The 17,702-nt window shown below is 61.4% G+C and carries 20 protein-coding genes; all 20 read right to left on the bottom strand.

Translation table 11 applies throughout. The features are described from left to right. Nucleotides 1–36: 36 nt before the first annotated feature. The 20 genes from ACOQOT_RS08145 to ACOQOT_RS08050 all read right to left on the bottom strand — a co-directional run bounded on the left by ACOQOT_RS08145 (nt 37) and on the right by ACOQOT_RS08050 (nt 17,417). The gene (locus ACOQOT_RS08145) at nt 37–1,665 is read right to left on the bottom strand and encodes an NTP transferase domain-containing protein (protein WP_420561831.1); all 1,629 of its coding nucleotides are present in this window, start codon (nt 1,663–1,665) and stop codon (nt 37–39) included. Then, nucleotides 1,662–2,339 carry an XdhC family protein gene (locus ACOQOT_RS08140; protein WP_420561830.1) on the bottom strand — a complete coding sequence of 226 codons (678 nt, stop codon included), beginning with the start codon at nt 2,337–2,339 and terminating at the stop codon, nt 1,662–1,664. Before ACOQOT_RS08140 ends, ACOQOT_RS08145 begins: the two co-directional genes overlap by 4 nt. Further along, a complete protein-coding gene (locus ACOQOT_RS08135; protein ID WP_420561829.1) occupies nt 2,339–2,674 on the bottom strand; it encodes an XdhC family protein in 336 nt (111 codons plus the stop codon). The genes ACOQOT_RS08140 and ACOQOT_RS08135 overlap by 1 nt, the downstream gene beginning before the upstream one ends. Continuing rightward, nucleotides 2,671–3,879, bottom strand: a complete 1,209-nt coding sequence (locus ACOQOT_RS08130; protein ID WP_420561828.1) for a vWA domain-containing protein — start codon at nt 3,877–3,879, stop codon at nt 2,671–2,673. Before ACOQOT_RS08130 ends, ACOQOT_RS08135 begins: the two co-directional genes overlap by 4 nt. After that, nucleotides 3,876–4,802: an AAA family ATPase gene (locus tag ACOQOT_RS08125; RefSeq protein WP_420561827.1), complete on the bottom strand. Its 927-nt coding sequence runs from the start codon at nt 4,800–4,802 to the stop codon at nt 3,876–3,878. Before ACOQOT_RS08125 ends, ACOQOT_RS08130 begins: the two co-directional genes overlap by 4 nt. Before the next feature lie 63 nt (nt 4,803–4,865). Continuing rightward, a complete protein-coding gene (locus tag ACOQOT_RS08120; protein ID WP_420561826.1) occupies nt 4,866–5,105 on the bottom strand; it encodes a hypothetical protein in 240 nt (79 codons plus the stop codon). Nucleotides 5,106–5,293: 188 nt separating this feature from the next. Beyond that, the gene (locus ACOQOT_RS08115; RefSeq protein WP_420561825.1) at nt 5,294–6,091 is read right to left on the bottom strand and encodes an FAD binding domain-containing protein; all 798 of its coding nucleotides are present in this window, start codon (nt 6,089–6,091) and stop codon (nt 5,294–5,296) included. Between the two features lie 12 nt (nt 6,092–6,103). Beyond that, nucleotides 6,104–8,467: a xanthine dehydrogenase family protein molybdopterin-binding subunit gene (locus tag ACOQOT_RS08110; RefSeq protein ID WP_420561824.1), complete on the bottom strand. Its 2,364-nt coding sequence runs from the start codon at nt 8,465–8,467 to the stop codon at nt 6,104–6,106. A 63-nt stretch (nt 8,468–8,530) separates the two neighbouring features. Beyond that, complete coding sequence (locus ACOQOT_RS08105) at nt 8,531–8,998, bottom strand: (2Fe-2S)-binding protein (RefSeq protein WP_420561823.1); 468 nt, start codon at nt 8,996–8,998, stop codon at nt 8,531–8,533. A gap of 141 nt (nt 8,999–9,139) precedes the next feature. Then, nucleotides 9,140–9,745, bottom strand: coding sequence for an SRPBCC family protein (locus tag ACOQOT_RS08100; protein ID WP_420561822.1), 606 nt, complete (start codon nt 9,743–9,745; stop codon nt 9,140–9,142). A 24-nt stretch (nt 9,746–9,769) separates the two neighbouring features. Further along, complete coding sequence (locus ACOQOT_RS08095) at nt 9,770–11,482, bottom strand: Na(+)/H(+) antiporter subunit D (RefSeq protein WP_420561821.1); 1,713 nt, start codon at nt 11,480–11,482, stop codon at nt 9,770–9,772. After that, nucleotides 11,475–11,795, bottom strand: a complete 321-nt coding sequence (locus ACOQOT_RS08090; protein ID WP_420561820.1) for a hypothetical protein — start codon at nt 11,793–11,795, stop codon at nt 11,475–11,477. The genes ACOQOT_RS08095 and ACOQOT_RS08090 overlap by 8 nt, the downstream gene beginning before the upstream one ends. Nucleotides 11,796–11,802: 7 nt before the next feature. Further along, entirely contained in the window at nt 11,803–13,332 is a 1,530-nt protein-coding gene (locus tag ACOQOT_RS08085; protein WP_420561819.1) for a monovalent cation/H+ antiporter subunit D family protein, read from the bottom strand. Nucleotides 13,333–13,335: 3 nt separating this feature from the next. Beyond that, the gene (locus ACOQOT_RS08080; RefSeq protein WP_420561818.1) at nt 13,336–14,877 is read right to left on the bottom strand and encodes a monovalent cation/H+ antiporter subunit D family protein; all 1,542 of its coding nucleotides are present in this window, start codon (nt 14,875–14,877) and stop codon (nt 13,336–13,338) included. Continuing rightward, nucleotides 14,877–15,272: a cation:proton antiporter subunit C gene (locus ACOQOT_RS08075; protein ID WP_420561817.1), complete on the bottom strand. Its 396-nt coding sequence runs from the start codon at nt 15,270–15,272 to the stop codon at nt 14,877–14,879. Before ACOQOT_RS08075 ends, ACOQOT_RS08080 begins: the two co-directional genes overlap by 1 nt. Beyond that, a complete protein-coding gene (locus tag ACOQOT_RS08070) occupies nt 15,272–15,709 on the bottom strand; it encodes a Na(+)/H(+) antiporter subunit B (RefSeq protein ID WP_420561816.1) in 438 nt (145 codons plus the stop codon). Before ACOQOT_RS08070 ends, ACOQOT_RS08075 begins: the two co-directional genes overlap by 1 nt. Continuing rightward, nucleotides 15,709–16,275 carry a DUF4040 domain-containing protein gene (locus ACOQOT_RS08065; RefSeq protein WP_420561815.1) on the bottom strand — a complete coding sequence of 189 codons (567 nt, stop codon included), beginning with the start codon at nt 16,273–16,275 and terminating at the stop codon, nt 15,709–15,711. Before ACOQOT_RS08065 ends, ACOQOT_RS08070 begins: the two co-directional genes overlap by 1 nt. Before the next feature lie 4 nt (nt 16,276–16,279). Then, a complete protein-coding gene (gene mnhG / locus ACOQOT_RS08060; protein ID WP_420561814.1) occupies nt 16,280–16,636 on the bottom strand; it encodes a monovalent cation/H(+) antiporter subunit G in 357 nt (118 codons plus the stop codon). Then, on the bottom strand, nt 16,633–16,944 hold the full coding sequence (locus tag ACOQOT_RS08055) for a monovalent cation/H+ antiporter complex subunit F (protein WP_420561813.1): 312 nt from the start codon (nt 16,942–16,944) through the stop codon (nt 16,633–16,635). The genes mnhG and ACOQOT_RS08055 overlap by 4 nt, the downstream gene beginning before the upstream one ends. Then, nucleotides 16,941–17,417, bottom strand: coding sequence for a Na+/H+ antiporter subunit E (locus tag ACOQOT_RS08050; RefSeq protein ID WP_420561812.1), 477 nt, complete (start codon nt 17,415–17,417; stop codon nt 16,941–16,943). Before ACOQOT_RS08050 ends, ACOQOT_RS08055 begins: the two co-directional genes overlap by 4 nt. Between the last annotated feature and the right edge of the window lie 285 nt (nt 17,418–17,702).

Raw genomic sequence — 17,702 nt, 5'->3', positions numbered from 1 at the left:
CTTGTCCCGGGGTCCATCAGAGCTTGCAACCTACCGCTAAGTCTTCGTCCGAGCCGCTAGCGCTTCGGGCGTGTCGAGGTCCCGGTGAATGGTGTCCTCCGGCACCGGCACCTCGCAGACCGCTTCTTCATATTGGGCAATGAGCGGCTTGGCGCCGATATCGCCTCTCAGCGACTGCATCTCCTCGAAGAAGCGCGCATCCCACAGCACCGGGTTGCCGCGCTTGCCCTGGAAGGTGGGAATGCAGATGAGGCGGCCTTCTTCCGGGTCGTAAGCGGCAATCAGCCGGTCGATGGTGCTGGCGCTTACATCCGGCATATCGCCGAGAAGAATGAGGAGCGCATCGGCACCTTCCTTCTCGGCGGCGGCGATACCCGCTTTCAAGGATGCGCTGAGGCCTTCGCGGTAATCCGGGTTATGGGTGAGGCGGAGTTTGTTGCCGGCGGGCAGGTGCGCGGCAAGCGCGGCCTCGACCGCCTCTTTTTCATGGCCGGTGACGGCGATGGTGACGTCCGCGCTCGAGGCCAGAGCGGCATTTGCCGTGCGGACCACCATGGGCACGCCCTCGATGGGGGCGAGAAGCTTGTTCTGGAGCCCCATGCGGGAGGAGCGCCCGGCAGCGAGAATAAGCGCGGTGATGCGCGGGCGGGCGCTGCCCACTTTGCCGCCTTCGCGCGGTTGCGGGCGGCTCGAGATTTCCTTCAAAAGACCGCCGACGCCCATGGCGGTGATGTCTTCCCGCGCCACCGGCAGATTGGCGGCAAGGCGCTGCATCACCCAGTCCGCGCCGTTCAGCTTGGGCGAGCGGGCGCAGCCCGGCAGGCCGAGCACGGGTTTGCCTGCGAGCTCTCCCAGCAGCAGAAGATTGCCGGGATCGACGGGCATGCCGAAATGAAGGACCCTGCCGCCGGCCGCTTCAATGGCGGCGGGCACCACGTCCTGGCGGTCGACGATCGCCGAGGCACCGGAGACGAGAAGAATGTCGGCTTTCCCCGCCATGTCTTTCAGGGCGGCGGTGAGGGGGCCCGGCTCATGGGCAAGACGGGCCTCTTCCACCAGCGTGCCTTCCAGCGCCGTGATGCGTGTTTCCAGCACCTGGCGGGTCTTGTCGAGCAGGCTTTCCTTCAGGCTCGGCAGCTGCGTGGAAAGAAGGCCGTAGCGCTGCGGCTGGAAAGAGGCAAGACCGATGGCTGTTTGCTCACGGGCGATGGCGCAGGCTTCCTCCAGCGCCTCTTTCGGGCAAGCGAAGGGGATGATTTTGACGGTCGCCACCATCTGCCCCTCGCTCACGCTCTCATAGGGGGCAAGCGTGGCAAGGGTGATCGCCTCATGAACGGCGTTGATCCGGTCGATGGCGCTGCGGTCGATCAGGGTGAGGCCCGCCGTTTCGGCGAAAAGATTGGCCCTGCCGGTGAAGGGCGCGCCGGGCCGCAGCCCGCTATCGGCGCCGAGCGCTTCGGCAAGCTGTGCGGCAGCCTCATCTTCGGGCATTTCATCCGGGCCGAGATGGGCCGCAAAGACGGTTTCGATGCCTTCGGCCTGCAGGGCGGCAACGTCCTCTGCACTGAGTTTCCGGCCCTTTTTGAAGGCTTTGCCTCCGGCGCGCAGGCTATGGGCGAGAAGCGCGCCTTCGGCCTCTTTCACGGGCAGATCGGCAAATTTCATGTCCGCAGCCTCGCCGTCATTTCTGCAAGGATGGAGACCGCGATTTCCGCCGGGCTGCGCGCGCCAATGGCAAGGCCGACCGGCCCATGAATGCGGGCAAGGGCGGCCTCATCGAAGCCGGCCGCCGTCAGCCGCTCCAGCCGTGCGGCATGGGTCTTTTTGGAGCCGAGCGAGCCGATATAGAAGCAAGGTGTCTTGAGGGCGACGTGAAGGGCCGGATCGTCCAATTTGGGGTCGTGGGTGAGGGTGACGACGGCGGTGCGGGCATCGGGCGCAAGCTCGCTCATGGCTTCATCCGGCCAGCTGCGCACCAGGCGGACGCCCGGAAAGCGCTCCTCGCTCGCAAACGCCTCACGCGGGTCGATGACGGCGACGTCATAGCCAAGATCGCCGGCCATGCGCGCCAGCGGCTGGGCGATATGCACCGCGCCCACCAGAATGAGGCGGAGCGGGGGATTGAAGACGTTCAGAAACCACTCGCCGTCCGGGCCTTCGATAGTGCGCGATTTGTCGGATTTTACGACTTGAGAGATCGGTTCAATTAACCATTTTTCTTCAATATTCTCAGATGGATAGATAAGTTTTTCGATTCCATCTCTTAACCTTGTTGCCAGCACGACGGCACGCTTTTCATCGCGGGCGCGCAGCAAGGCGGCGAGGGTTTGGCGCTGCATCAGACCCCCTTTACCGGCTCGACCAGGACGCGGATGCGCCCGCCGCAAGCAAGGCCGACTTCCCAAGCCATGGCATCCGAGACGCCATATTCGAGGATTTCGGGCGCGTCCCCCTCCATCAGATCGAGGGCGCGGGTAATGACATCGCCCTCGATGCAGCCGCCGGAAACGGAGCCGGTAAAGGCCGTGTCGTCGCGGATCACGAGCTGGCTGCCGACGGGCCGGGGGGCCGAACCCCAGGTCTCGATCACCGTGGCAAGGGCGACTTTATGGCCGCCCGCCAGCCAGGCGGCGGCCTGTTCCAGGACCTGATCGTCCGTGAAGGTTTCACTCATAGCTGGGCTCTCATGCTGGAATGCCGGTTGCCCTTCATATGGGGAGCGCCGGAGAGCGCGTCCACCAGGGCGCTTAAACTATCGAGATTATGGACGGGCCGGAACTCATCCACATGGGGCAGCATGGCCCGGATGCCGGCGGCCTTGGGCTCGAAGGCATCATAGCGCAGAAGCGGATTGAGCCAGATAAGCCGCCGGGAGAGGCGGGCGAGGCGCTTGATTTCAGGCTCCAGCCCGTCGCCGCCTTCCCGGTCGAGCCCGTCGGTCACGAGCAGCACCACGGCGCCCTGGCCGAGCACCCGGCGGGCCCATTCCACATTGAAGCGGCGCAGCGTCTCGCCGATCCGCGTGCCCCCGTCCCAGTCTTCGGCGGCCTTGGAAATCTCCCCGAGCGCCGCGTCGATATCGCGGTGGTGGAGATGGCGGGTGATATTGGTGAGCCTGGTGCCGAAGAGAAAGGCATGAACCCGGTCCCATTCATGGGTGATCGCGTGGAGGAAATGCAGGAAGACCCGCGCATAGAGCGACATGGAGCCTGAAATATCGAGCAGCACCACGATGGGCGGCATGCGCCGGTGGGGCTCCTTCCGGCGCAGTTCCATGAGGTCGTGGCCGCGGAAGCTTTGCTGCAGGGTGCGGCGCATGTCCACCTGCCGCCCGCGCGGGGCGGGCCGGGCGCGGCGGGTGAGCTGCTCTTTGACGGGCAGGCGCAGGCGGCGGAGCGCAGCTTTCGCCTCAGCCAGTTCCGCCGTGCTCATCTGCTCGAAATCACGGGTACGCAGCACTTCCTCGCGCGAGAGCGTCTCTCGGGCGTCGATTTCGGTATCGGGTTCTTCCTCCCGCCGCTCGTCATCGTCGCTCATCAGCGCTTCGGCGAGGCGGCGGAGCGCCTTTTCGCCGGGCTCCTGGTTCTCCGGCGTGCGCAGCTCGGGCAGGGCGAGCGCCATCATCCGCTCGAGCAGCTTCGGTTCCTGCCAGAAAATATGAAAGGCCTGGGAGAAAAGCTCATGGGTCTCATGGCTGCGCACAAGGGCGGCATGAAGCGTCCAGTAAAAGTCGGCTTTGGAGTGAAAGCCCGCATATTCCACCGCTTCCACGGCATCGAGAATATCGCGGGGGCCGACGCTCATCCCGGCCCGGCGCAGCACCCGCCCGAAATGGACGATATTCTCGGCGAACTGCCCGTTCAGCGGGGCGGCGCTCAAAGCCCCACCTTTTCCTCGCCCGCCGCCATGCGGGTTTTGATCTCCCCCAGAAGCCGCGCGGCTTCCGATCCCTCAATGCGGGCAATGTCTTCCTGGTATTTGAGAACGGTGCCCAGCGTGTCGTTGATGTTCTCGCCGGTAAGGGAGACGGCATCGAGCTCGATCAGCGCGCGGGCCCAGTCGAGCGTTTCGGCAACGCCGGGTTTTTTGTAAAGGTCCTCGCCGCGCAGGCGCTGCACGAAGGCCGTGATTTCGCGCGAAAGCGTTTCGGGCGCTTCAGGCAGGCGGGCGCGCAGGATTTCAAGCTCGCGCTCTTCGGACGGGTAGTCCACCCAGTGATAAAGGCAGCGGCGCTTCAGCGCGTCGTGAATCTCGCGGGTGCGGTTCGAGGTGATGATGACGATAGGCGGTTCTTTCGCCTTGATCGTGCCGAGTTCGGGGATCGTGACCTGAAAATCGGAGAGGAGTTCAAGGAGATAGGCCTCGAAAGGCTCGTCCGTGCGGTCGAGCTCGTCGATAAGCAAGACGGGCGGCCCGGCCGTGTCCGGCTCCAGCGCCTGCAGGAGCGGGCGGTGCAGCAGAAATTTTTCGGAGAAAAGATCGCTGGCAAGGTCCTCGCGTGCCGCGGTGCCGCCTGCTTCGGCAAGGCGGATCTCGATCATCTGCGCCTGATAGTTCCACTCGTAAACGGCGGCGGAAATGTCGAGCCCTTCATAACATTGCAGGCGAATGAGCTTGCGCCCCAGGGCGCTTGCCAGAACCTTGGCGACCTCGGTTTTGCCGACACCGGCTTCCCCTTCCAGCAGTAGCGGCTTTCCCATCTTCAAGGCAAGGTAGAGCACGGTCGCCAGCGGCCGCTCCGCCACATAGGCGCCGGTGGAAAGCAGCTTGACCGTTTCGTCGATGGAGGCGGGAAGGGACATGGAAACCTGTTTAACTTTGCGCACCAGGTGCTGAGACTGGTTTTTGCCGTTTAGCGGGAAAAATCAATCCTTAGATAGGGATAATTCGGCAAAGGTAACGCCGATCTTGAAAAGAGAATACCCTTTCTCTTCGATCTCGCGCCGGACATCCAGGTTGACGTCTTCTTCCTCACGCTCGCGGGTCAGTTCCCATTCGCCTTCCGCCGTTTCTGGCGGAAACCCAAGCTGTGCTTTCAAGGCCAAGCGGAACTGGGGTTTTTGACGGTGCCTGTAGAAGCGATAGATGTCTGTGCTGGCGCTCACCGCGTCTCCTTCGGAAGTGGTTTACACAGCCGCTGCAACCGCGTTTAGCAAAGAGGTGCTGCACATTCTAAGTGTCACCCCGGCTTTCATGCCGGGGTCCATAACAGCATATCAGCAATTTGAGAGGCTGCATGGACCCCGGGTCAAGCCCGGGGTGACGATTGTGCCTTTGCGCGGGGGCATTGAATTTAAACAGCCGCCGCGACCGCGCGCTTGGCGATGACGGTGACGAGATGGGCGCGGTACTCGGCGTCGCCGTGAAGGTCGGAGAGCATGTTTTCTGCTGGCACCTTGATGCTGCTGATCGCATCCGCCGACCAGTTTTTCGCCAGCGCGTCTTCCATTTCCTTCACCCGGAAAACGCCTTCCTGGCCCGCGCCCGTGACGGCCACGCGGATGCCCATGGGTGTTTCGGCGACGAAGACGCCGACCATGGCATAGCGGGAGGCCGGGTTCGGGAACTTCACATAGGCGGCGCGCTTGGGATGCGGGAAGGTGATTTCGGTAATGATTTCATCGTCCCCGAGCGCCGTTTCGAACATGCCTTTGAAAAACTCGTCCGCCTCGATCAGCCGTTTCGTCGTGTGGATTTTCGCATCGAGCGCGAGAACGGCGGCCGGATAATCGGCGGAAGGATCGTTATTGGCGAGCGAACCGCCGATCGTGCCTTTATGGCGGACGGCGGGATCGCCGATCCCTTCGGCGAGTTTGGCGAGGGAGGGGAGGTGCTTGCGCACATCCGCATTGACCGCGACATCGGCATGGGGCGTGGCCGCGCCGATCATGATCGCATCGCCCTCGGCCTTGATGAAGGAGAGTTCTTTCAGCGCGCCGAGATCGATGAGATCGCTCGGCATGGCCAGCCGCTGCTTCAACGTCGGGATCAGCGTCTGGCCGCCGGCCAGGATTTTTGCCTCATCGCATTTCGTCAGAAGCTCGGCGGCTTCTTTCAGGTTTGCGGGGCGGTGATAGTCGAATTGATACATTTGAGGTCGTCCTCATGCAGCTTTCGGTGTGGCACTGTTTTGGATGGCGGCCCAGACCCGCGCAGGCGTGGCGGGCATGGGAATGTCCTTGATGCCGAGGGCATCGGTAATGGCGTTGATGACGGCGGGCGGTGAGCCGATAGCGCCGGCTTCCCCGCAGCCTTTCATGCCCATCGGGTTTGACGGGCAGACGGTCGGTGTGAAGCCGAGTTTGAAGCCGGGGAAATTGTCCGCGCGCGGCATGCAGTAATCCATGAAGGAGCCGGTCATGAGCTGGCCGCTTTCTTCATCGTAAATACCATGCTCGTAAAGCGCCTGGCCGATGCCCTGAACGAGCCCGCCATGCACCTGTCCCTCGACAATCATGGGATTGATGATGGTGCCGAAATCGTCGATGGCGGTGAAGTTGACGATTTCTGTTACCCCTGTCTCGGGATCGATTTCGACTTCGCAGATGTGGCAGCCTGCAGGAAAAGTGAAGTTGAGCGGATCGTAAAAGGCGCTTTCCTTAAGGCCGGGTTCGATCTCCGCGGTATCGAAGCCGTGGCCGGTATAGGCGGCAAGGGTCACTTCCGGCCAGTTCAGGCTTTTATCTGTGCCTTTGACGGTGAAGGCGCCGTTCTCCAGCACCACATCGTCTTCAGCGGCTTCCATAAGCTGTGCGGCGATCTTGCGCGCTTTAGCTTCCACCTTGTCGATGGCTTTAAAAATGGCGCTCATGCCGACGGCGCCGGACCGTGAGCCATAAGTGCCCATGCCGAATTGCACGCGGCCCGTGTCACCGTGAATGATCTCGATATCTTCAAGCGGCAGGCCCGTGCGTTCGGAAACGAGCTGGGCAAAGGTCGTCTCATGCCCCTGGCCATGGGAGTGGGAGCCGGTAAAGACTTCGATCTTGCCGGTGGGCGCGACTTGCACTTCCGCCGATTCCCAGAGCCCGACACCGGCGCCGAGCGAGCCGACGGCAGCGGAAGGCGCAATGCCGCAAGCCTCGATATAGGTGGAAAAGCCGATGCCGCGCAGCTTGCCGCGTTTGGCCGCTTCTTCCTTGCGGTCCGGGAAACCTTCATAGTCCGCAACTTCCAGCGCCTTATCGAGCGAGGCTTCGAAATCCCCGATGTCGTAATTCATGATGACCGGGGTTTGGTGCGGGAAGGTTTTGACGAAATTCATGCGGCGCATTTCCGCCGGATCGAAACCGTTTTCCCGCGCCGCCGTTTCCACGATCCGCTCGACAATATACGTTGCTTCCGGGCGGCCCGCGCCGCGATAGGCATCGACGGGCGAGGTGGTCGTGTAAACGCCGTCGACTTCTACATAGATGGCGGGAATGTCGTATTGGCCCGACAGGAGCGTGCCGTAGAGATAAGTCGGCACGGCGGCGGAAAAGGTGGAAAGATAGGCGCCGAGATTGGCTTTGGTTTTGACCTTGAGGCCGAGGAACTTGCCGTCCTCATCGAGCGCCAGCTCCGCATGGCTCAGATGATCGCGGCCATGAGCATCCGCAAGGAAGGCTTCCGAGCGGTCCGCCGTCCACTTAACGGGCCTGCCGATTTTCTTTGAGGCCCAAGCGCAGGCGGTCTCTTCCGGATAGATGAAAATCTTTGAGCCGAAGCCGCCGCCGACATCCGGCGCAATGACGCGGAGCTTGTGCTCCGGGGCGACGCCGACAAAGGCGGAGAGCACGAGGCGGGCGACATGCGGGTTCTGGCTTGTGGTCCAGAGCGTATATTCATCGCGGCCCGCATCATAATCGCCGATGGCCGCGCGCGGCTCCATGGCGTTCGGCACGAGGCGGTTATTGGCAAGATCGATGCTGACGGTGCGCGCGGCTTTCGAGAAAGCGTCTTCCGTCGCGGCCTTGTCGCCCAGCTCCCATTCGAAGCAGAGATTGCCGGGCGCTTCCTCATGCACCTGCGCGCTGCCGGGCTCCGTGCTGTTTTTTAGGGAGACGGCGGGCAGCGGTTCGTAATCGACGAGCACAAGATCGGCGGCGGCCAGCGCTTGCGCCTTCGTTTCCGCGAGGACGAGGGCGACATGGTCGCCGACATAGCGCACTTTTTCGGCGGCGAGAATAGGATGGCCGCCAGCCTTCATTTCCGAGCCGTCCTTGGAATGGACGGTCCAGCCGCAAATGAGCCCGGCCAGCCCGTCTTCGGCCACGTCTTTGCCCGTGAGAATGGCCACGACGCCGGGCGCGGCATTGGCTTCTTCAAGGTCTATGGAACGGATCAGCGCATGGGCATGGGGCGAGCGCACGAAGACCGCATGGGTCTGGTTCGGGCGGTTGATGTCGTCCGTATATTGGCCGCGCCCGCGAATGAAACGGTCGTCCTCGCGCCGGCGAACCGGCTTACCGATACCCCATTCCGACATGCTCTCCTCCCATTTGCTGCCCAGTTTCCGCCCAGTGCGATGTGATCCAGTCTTTGCCGGAGATTAGGCGCGCATTTCCTCCGATGCGGCCAGGATCGCTTTGACGATATTGTGATAGCCGGTGCAGCGGCACAGATTGCCTTCCAGCTCTTCGCGCACGGTTTTCTCGTCGAGTTCCGGCTTACGGCGGATCATATCGACGGCGGTCATGATCATGCCGGGCGTGCAGAAGCCGCATTGCAGGCCGTGATGTTCCTTGAAAGCGCGCTGCACGGGATGCAGATCGCCGCCCGCGGCAAGGCCTTCGATCGTCGTAACGTCCGCGCCGTCCGCCTGCAGGGCGAGGGTGGCGCAGGATTTCACGGCTTTGCCGTCGATATGCACCACGCAAGCGCCGCACTGACTGGTGTCGCAGCCCACATGGGTGCCCGTCAGGTTCAGCTGATCGCGGATGAAATTAACAAGAAGCGTGCGGCCTTCCACTTCGCCGCTCACCGACTTGCCGTTGACCGTCATGGTGACAACGGGCATGGGCACCTCCCCATTCAAATTAGCGGGTTCATATACGCAGGATGGATTAAGGCCGGATGGTGCGGCATCCGGCGCAATTGTCCTTTGGTTAAGTGTGGGAACTTGCAGGGCAAGCGTCAACCGCCAAGGTGGCGGTTTCGTTCACGTTCCGACGAAATAAATCACGATAAGCACACCGAGAATGACCAATGTGCCCCACATCCAGGGCGCAAGGCCCATGCCCGCGTCCTCATTGGGCAGCATGGGCGCGTCGGTGGGCGCAACCGCGTCGCTTTCCGGGTGTGCGCCGGGGCGGTCCGCTTCCACGGGGCCGGCAACGGCGTTGCGCAGATTGGCAAAAAATTCGTCCGCCATTTTCTTGGCGGTTGAATCGATCAGGCGCTGGCCGATCTGGGCGAGCTTGCCGCCGACGGTCGCATGCACCTCATATTTGACAATCGTGTCACTACCATCTTCCACAAGATCGACCTTGGCCGAACCTTTGGCGAAACCGGCGGCGCCGCCCGAGCCTTCACCGGAAATCGTGTAACCGGCGGGCGCGTTGATGTCGGAAAGCGTGACCTTGCCTTTGAACTTTGCGCTGACCGGGCCGACCTTGGCTTTGACCGCGGCCTCGAACCCAGTGTCGGAGGTTTTTTCCACGGTTTCAGCGCCGGGGATGGCCTGTTGAAGAATGGAAGGATCGTTGAGCGCGTCCCACACGGTTTCGCGCGGAGCGGGAATGCGAACCTCGCCTGACATATCCATGAGCGTCTCTCCCCGTCTTGTCGTTTAAAGTGATTGGCTGAAGCTGAGAATGAGCGTGAAGCCCAAGAGCACGGCAATCCACAATACCATAGAACCGGCCGGCCAGCTGCGCGCAAGCGGGCCTTGCGGTCCATGCGCGCGGTAAATACTGGCCAGGAAGGCATCGAGGCGGCGGGTGGCCGTGCGGCTCATCAGGCCCCACGTGTTCCGGCTTATATAGGCACCCAGTTTGACGATTGCCAGGGCAAGGCGCCGGTTCAGCCAATCGGTATCGACCAGAATGCCGGGCGCGGGCCGTTTGATGAGCCCGAAGCGCCACAGCGCGAAAAAGGCGATAGCGGTAAAGCTGAGGACCTGAAGCTGGGTGAGAATGTGATCCGGCGTATAGGCGTTATAGGCCACATCGTATGGCAGAAAGCTTATGAAGGCGCCGGGCATGAGGCCGAGCGCGAGGCAGCATGCCGCCGTCAGCCCCATGGCAAGTAGCATGTTCCATGGCGCTTCCTTGGGCCGCTCCGGGGCGCCGGCAAACTTATCCTCGCCGAAAAAGGCTAGATAAGGCAGGCGCACACCGGCGACGTAGAAAATCCCCGCCGAGCCGAACAATAGCGCCGTCCAGATCAAAGGCTCATAGGCCTTGGCGACGGAAGAAAGAATGAGGGACTTCGAAACGAAGCCGGCAAAGAGCGGCGTGGACATGGCCAGCCCGCCCAGAATGCAAAGCAGCGCGGTGAGGGGCATGGAGCGGTAAAGCCCGCCGAGGCCGGAAGCTTTGGCCGTGCCTGTACGGTAGAGCACCGCGCCCATCGCCATGAAGAGCAGTGATTTATAGAGGATATGGGCGACGGCATGCGCAGCGACACCGTTCAGCGCCAGGGGCGTGCCGATGCCGACGGCGATGACCATGAACCCGAGCTGATTGTTGAGCGCATAGGCGAGCACGCGGCGCAGATCGTTTTCGGCGGCGGCATAGATAAGCGGCCAGAAGACCATGACGACACCGATATAGATCAGGATTTCGGTGCCCGCGAAGCTGCGCGCCAGAGAATAGATCGCCAGTTTCGTTGTGAAGATGGAAAGGACGACCGTGCCCGTCGGCGTGGCAGCGGGATAGGCGTCGGGCAGCCAGGTATGGAGCAGCGGGAAGGCGGCCTTAATGCCGAAGGCGATGAGGATCGCCCAGGTGCCGAGCGAGCCGAGCGTCAGCGCTTCGAAAGCAAGCGAACCCGTTTCGTAATAATACAGCGCCATGCCGGCAACGAGAATGACCCCCGAGGCGATCTGAATGATCAGATAGCGCATGCCGGTGTAATAAGCGCCCTCTGTGCCGCGCGCCCAGATGAGGAAGACGGAGGCAACCGCCGTGCCTTCCCAGAAAATGAAGAGCGTGACGAAATCGCCTGCGAAGACGGCGCCGATGGCCGATCCTGCATAAAGCAGCGTCGTGACCTGCTGCACCGTATCCTTGACGTGCCAGGCATAGAGCAGCGCTAGGAAGGCGGCGAAAGAAAAGATCAGCCCGAAAACGATGCTGAGCTGATCGACCCGCATCAGCGTCAGGGAATAGCCCAGAAGATCGTAAGTATGGGTGACGCCTTCGGAAAGCTGCCAGATTTCATGGGCTGCGACGAGCGGCACGGCGAGCAGAAAGAGCGCGCGCAAGTTGCCCTTGGGCAGGAAGGGAAGAACGATGGCGGCGGCGATGAAGATCAGCGCGGGCGGAAAGATATCAGGCATGATCGCCCTCCTGCGTCTTCAAAGGCGGCTCGCTGTCGGTGCTGAACGGCGCATAAAACGTTTCCGGCCGTTTGAAGAGTGCGCGGAAAATCGCGGCGGCCAGCGCCAGCACGAGAACGGAAGCGGCAGCGAAACCGGCATAGAAAAGCGGCACCGCCTCAAAGTCGAAAATCTCATGCCGGTGATAGGCAAAGTCGCTCAAGGTGAGAAGGACGCCGGCAAGCACCAGCAGCCAGAAAAGTTTCTTACCATCGAGGCGGCAGAGAAGCCGGGCGAGCGCTGGAAGGGAGGTGTCTGTCTTTGCGTTCATCATGGGGCCTTTATGGTGCCAAGCTTTGAACGGCGGCGGAAGAAGGATCGGGGAAAGCGACCGGATAAATGAGGTCGTAGATTTCCCCGGCATAGAAGAAGAGCAGGAGGCAGCCCATTGCGGTGATAACGGGTGGCAGCACACATAGAAGCGGGGCTTCCTGAATACCGCCGCGCGCGGGCACCGCCGCCGCGCCGACGCTGGCAAAGCGCGGAGAGGGTACGAAGAAGGCCCGCGCCACGATGGGCAGCAGATAAGCGACGTTGAGCAGCGAACTCGCCATGAAAACCACGATCATGATCTGATGGCCGGCATCTGCCGCGCCCAGCATCAAATACCATTTGCTCCAGGCTCCGCCGAGCGGCGGCAGGCCGATGATCGAAAGCGCGCCGATAAGGAAGGCGCCGAAGGTGAAGGGCATGACGCGGCCCAGCCCGTCCATGTCGCTGATCTCGGTCTTATGCGTGGCGACATAGATGGCGCCCGCGCACATGAAGAGCGTGATCTTGCCCATGGCATGCATAGCGATATGCATCGCCCCGCCCATGACGCCGAGTGAGGTGGCAAGCGCCATGCCGAGTGTGATGTAGGAAAGCTGGGAGACGGTTGAATAGGCCAGCCGCGCTTTCAGATTGTCTTTCGTCAGCGCAATGGTTGAGGCGATCAGGATGGAGGCGGCGGCAAGCCACATCAGCCAGTCGGAGGCCTGCGTGACGGCCAGAAGATCGATGCCGAAGATATAAACGCCAACTTTGAGCATGGTGAAGACACCTGCCTTCACCACGGCCACGGCATGAAGGAGGGCGCTGACCGGGGTCGGCGCCACCATGGCGGCGGGCAGCCAGCGGTGAAACGGCATAAGCGCGGCTTTGCCGATACCGAAAGCATAAAGGCCGAGAAGGACGGGCAGGATGGTGGGGTCGATCTTGCCTGCCAGAATGCCGCCGAGCTGGAAATCGAGTGTGCCGGCCAGCATCCAGGTCCAGATGATGGCAATGAGCTGGAAGCCGATGGAGGTGCCGATCAGAATGCCGAGATAGGTCCGCGCACCGGATTTCGCCGCCTCGTTCTGCTTATGCGCGACGAGCGGGTAGGTCGAAATCGTCAGCACTTCATAGAAGATGAAAAGCGTGAACATGTTGGCGGCAAAGGCGATGCCGATGGCAGCTGAGATCGCCAGCGCGAAACACATGTAAAAGCGCGTCTGGTGGCTTTCCTTGTTGCCGCGCATATAGCCGATGCAATAAAGCGCCGTGACGATCCAGAGGCCCGAAGCGACAAGCGCGAAGAGCATACCGAGCGGCTCGATCTCGAAGGCAAGGGAGAGCCCCGGCAGCACTTCGAACCAGGTGGCGCTTGGGCGTGCGCCGCTCATGACATCGGGCAGGAAGCCTGCAACGACATAAAAAAGTGCCAGCGAGGTGAGGATGGACACTGCCTCGCGCTGATTGGGGCGGCGGTCCGACATGCCGATCAGGACCGTGCCGATAAGCGGCAGCAGAACGGCGAGGGTAATGGCGAAGGAAGGGCTCATATCCATCTTTTACTCTCCCGCCGCCGGTGCGCCGGGAACTGTTTCCGGCGCTTTTTCGATTTGCGTTGCCTGAATCAGAAGATCGGCGGCGGTGCTGGCCGCTTTGCCGGTCAGCTCGGTATTGATGCCGAAATAAAGGCTCGCCAGCACCATGATCCAGGTGGGGACGATCATGGACCAGGGGGCCTTTTTCACCGGCGCTTCCTGAACGGGCGCGGCCAGATACATCGCCTCCACCACGCGCCAGACATAGATCACCGCGAGCAGCGAAGAGCCGACAATGAGAAGGGCGAGCCACCAGGCCCCTTCATCCAGCGTTGCCTGAATGAGGTACCATTTGGAAATGAAACCGGCGGTTAGCGGCACGCCGATCAGGCCGAGACCCGCGGCGACGAAAGCGGCGGCCATCCAGGGCATTTGCTTGCCGATGCCGCGCAGGTCTTCAATGCGCGAGGAGCCGATGCGGTAAACGAAGGCGCCGACAGCCATGAAAAGCGCGCCCTTGATCACGGCGTGGTTGAAAAGGTGAATAATGCCCGCCGTCAGCCCCGGCTTATTGAGGAGCGAGATGCCGAGCAAGATGTAGCCGATCTGCGCGACGCTCGAATAAGCCAGCATGCGTTTCAGATCGCTCTGGAAAATCGCGACGATGGACGAGGCGAACATGGCGATGACCGCGAGCGGCACGACGATGGTCTGCAGCGTTGCTGCCTGAAAGCCGTAATCGAAGCCGAAGATGGTGAAGAGGAAGCGCAGCATCACATAGACCGCGACCTTGGTGGCCGTTGCCGCCAGGAAGACCGACACCACGGACGGCGCATAGCTATAGGCGTTCGGCAACCAGAGATGCAGCGGGAACATGGCGAGCTTCAGCCCGATACCCACAAAGATGAAGACGAAGGCGATACGCAAGGTGCGGTTGTCGCCAAGGGCGGCAATCCTCTCGGCAAGATCGGCCATGTTGAGCGTGCCGGTCAGCATATAAAGAAAGCCGATGCCGATGACGAAGAAGGTCGCCCCGATCGTCCCCATGATCAGGTAATTGTAAGCAGCAGTGAGCGCGCGCTGATCGCGCCCGGCACCGAGCGCCACCAGCGTATAGGTGGAGAGGGACGAAATTTCGAGGAAGACGAAGACGTTGAAGGCATCGCCCGTGATCGTCACGCCCAAAAGCCCGGTCAGGCAGAGCAGGAAAGCAGTATAGAAATAAACGTGCAGCGCGGGGTCGATTTCCTGCTCGATGCTTTCGCGCGCATAGAAGGCGACAAGCGCGCCGACGCTGGCAACAATGAAAAGCACGAAGGCGTTGACCGCATCGATCCGGTATTCGATGCCGAGCGGCGGCGCCCAGCCGCCAAGCTCATAGGAGATGATGCTGCCGTCCAATGTCTGGGCGAGCAGATAGGCGGCGAAGAAAGCCGAGATAAGGCTCGCGGCCAGCGTAATGACCCAGGCGAAGTGCCGGCGGCCGAACAGGACGCAGAGCGGGGCTGCGATCAGCGGCACCACCGTTTGCAAGGCAGGGGCATGCGCCAGAATTGCGGATAACATCAGGCGCTCTCCCGCCGGTCGATTTCTTGTTCTATGTCGGCAATCTCGTCTTCTTCAATCGTGCCGTAGCGCTCGCGGATACGCACGATAAGCGCCAGGCCGAGGGCGGTTGTCGCGACACCCACCACAATGGCGGTGAGGATAAGGACGTGCGGCAGCGGGTTGGAATAAACCTCGTCCGGGTTGCCTGTAAGGATCGGCGCGGTGCCGCCGATGATCTTGCCCATGGAGATGTAGAGCATGAAAACGGCGGTCTGGAAGAGATTGAGGCCGACGATCTTCTTCACCAGATTGCCGCGGCTGACCACGATATAAAGGCCGATCATCATCAACACGATGACCATCCAGTAATTGTAGTGCTGAACGATGAAACCGGGAGTGAGGTCGTCGAACATTACCAGTCCGTGTCCTTGATCGTGGGCGGGCGGGAGGCAAAGGCGAAGAAGATGGAAATCATCACGGCGGCTACCGTGATGCCGACGCCGAGCTCAACCAGTATGATGCCGTAGTGCTGGCCGTGTTTGGCGTCATGGGCGAGGGTGGAATAGTCGAGAAAATTACCCCCGAGCAGCAGATTGGCGACCCCGACCCCGGCATAGATCAGCAATCCCAGCGCGACGAAGCGGCGCACGACATGCGGTGGCACGGCGCGGCGCAGATGGTCGAGGCTGAAAACGATGCCGTAAAGAATGAAAGCCACCGCGAAAATTACCCCGGCCTGAAAGCCGCCCCCCGGTCCGAAATCCCCGTGGAACTGCACATAAAGCGCATAGAGCAGGATCGGCGGAATGAGCATCTTGGAAACGACGCGCAGGATCAGATGATGGTGCATCAGGCGTCCTTTCCTTTTTTGCGCGCATCGGCGCTGCGGGCGGGGCGTGTGCGCCCGTGCAGGAGCACGATGACGGCGATGCCTGCCGTGAAGATCACCGCAACCTCACCCAATGTATCGAAGCCCCGGTAGCTGGCGAGCACGGCGGTGACGATATTGGGCACGCCGATTTCCTTCGGGGTGCGCTCGATGTAATCTGGGCCGACATGCTGGTGCACCGGGGTATCGGCCGCGCCGAAAGGCGGCATGTCCGTCGTGCCGTAAATGAGCGCCGCGCCGACAATGACGGCGATAGCGAAGGAAAAGAGGCGGTTATGCACCGGCGGTTTTTCCTCCCGGCTCGTCATCGCCATGGTGCCGAGCATGAGGACGGTGGAAATACCTGCGCCGACGGCGGCTTCCGTAAAGGCCACATCCACTGCGTCCATCACCACGAAGAGGCCAGCGGAGAGCAGGCTGAAGACGCCGGAGAGCATGACGACGGCGAAGAGATTGCGCAGCCTCATAATGGCGATGGCGGTGAGGATGAGAAATCCGAAAAGAACGATGTCGATAAAGGCTTCCATCGGCTCAGGCTCCTTTATCGGTTTTGGTGCCGCCTGTGTCGTCGCGGGTCAGGCCGAGCGGGCGCAGACCCGCTACGAAAGCGGCATTGGCAACGGCATGGGTGCCGGTCGGGCTCGTCAGAAAGACGAAGGCGCCGATCAGCAGCAACTTGACCGCGACGATCGTAAAGCCTGCTTGAAAGAGCATGCCGAGCACGATCAGCTCCGCGCCCAGCGTATCGATGACGCCGGCGGCATGAAGGCGCGACCAGAAATCGGGCAGGCGGATCATGCCGAAGGCGCCGACGATCAGAAAGAACGCGCCGAGGGCGAAGGAAATCCAGCTTGCAATGTCGAGAATGAGATCGGGGGAGACGTTCATTTGGAGTCTCCATTTTGAAGGGAGGCGGGGTCTTCGCCCTCCGGCAGGCCCTGGCCGAGATCCTTGTAGCGGAAGAACTTCAGAATAGCGATCGTGCCGACGAAGTTGATCAGCGCGTAGAGCAGCGCGATATCGAGAAAGTCCGGCCGCTCCGTCATGAAGCCGACAACGCCGATGAGCAGCACCGTCACGGTGCCGAACGAGTTCAGCGCCAGAACGCGGTCATAGAGCGTGGGGCCGGCGAAAAGGCGCACCAGCAGAAGCAGCATGGCGACGGCCAGTGCAAACATAGCGGCTGTAAACATCATGTGCGGCTCTCGATAGCGGTGACGCGGCGGTCCATCTCGGCAAGACCTTCCGGATCGGTGAAGTCGCCCGTGATCGCATGGACCAGAAACTTGCCGGGCTCCGTTTCAACAGTGATCGTGCCCGGCGTGAGGGTGATCGAATTGGCATAGATCACCTTGCCCATATCCGTTTTCTGACTGGTGGGCACATAGATGAGCTGCTGGTCGAGATTGAGGCGCGGGCGCAGGATGATCTTCACCACGGCCCAGTTGGCCTTGGCGATTTCGCGCCCGAGCCAGCCCCAATAGCTGGAAATGCCGGCTCTGAGCTGCAGCGGAACGGCTTCCTCGTCGATGAGGTCCATGCGGGCCGCCAGCCAGACGCAGAGGATACAGGACAAGACGCCGAAGGTGAGGATGAGCGGGATCGTATAGCCGGAAAGCAGGAACCAGAGGACAAATAGCCCCAGTCCCAGAATGATCGCCTTCACCATACCCCGTTTCTCCGCCCTGAGTGACCCCGGTTGTTCCGGGTGTGTTGCTGCAGTTCCTGCTCGAATAACAGTTAATCTGTTCTATACCGAGTCCAAGGGGCTGCGAAGAACCTTATTAAATGCATCCAATCGGTGCTGCAAGTTGCGGTCATAGCTGCCTAATTTTGCGGCGGTTGTGCCAATCTGACAATAAAGACCGGCTTTGACGGAAAAACTCCACGCTGAAAACTTGATTTCTTTTGAAGAGAGCTTCCGCACTGCTATAGTTAACTCGGAGGAGGCGGT

Source organism: Tepidicaulis sp., from assembly GCF_965222285.1.
In the GTDB taxonomy this organism is placed as follows: Bacteria; Pseudomonadota; Alphaproteobacteria; order Parvibaculales; family Parvibaculaceae; genus Tepidicaulis.
This window is presented reverse-complemented; position numbering and strand designations above follow the sequence as displayed.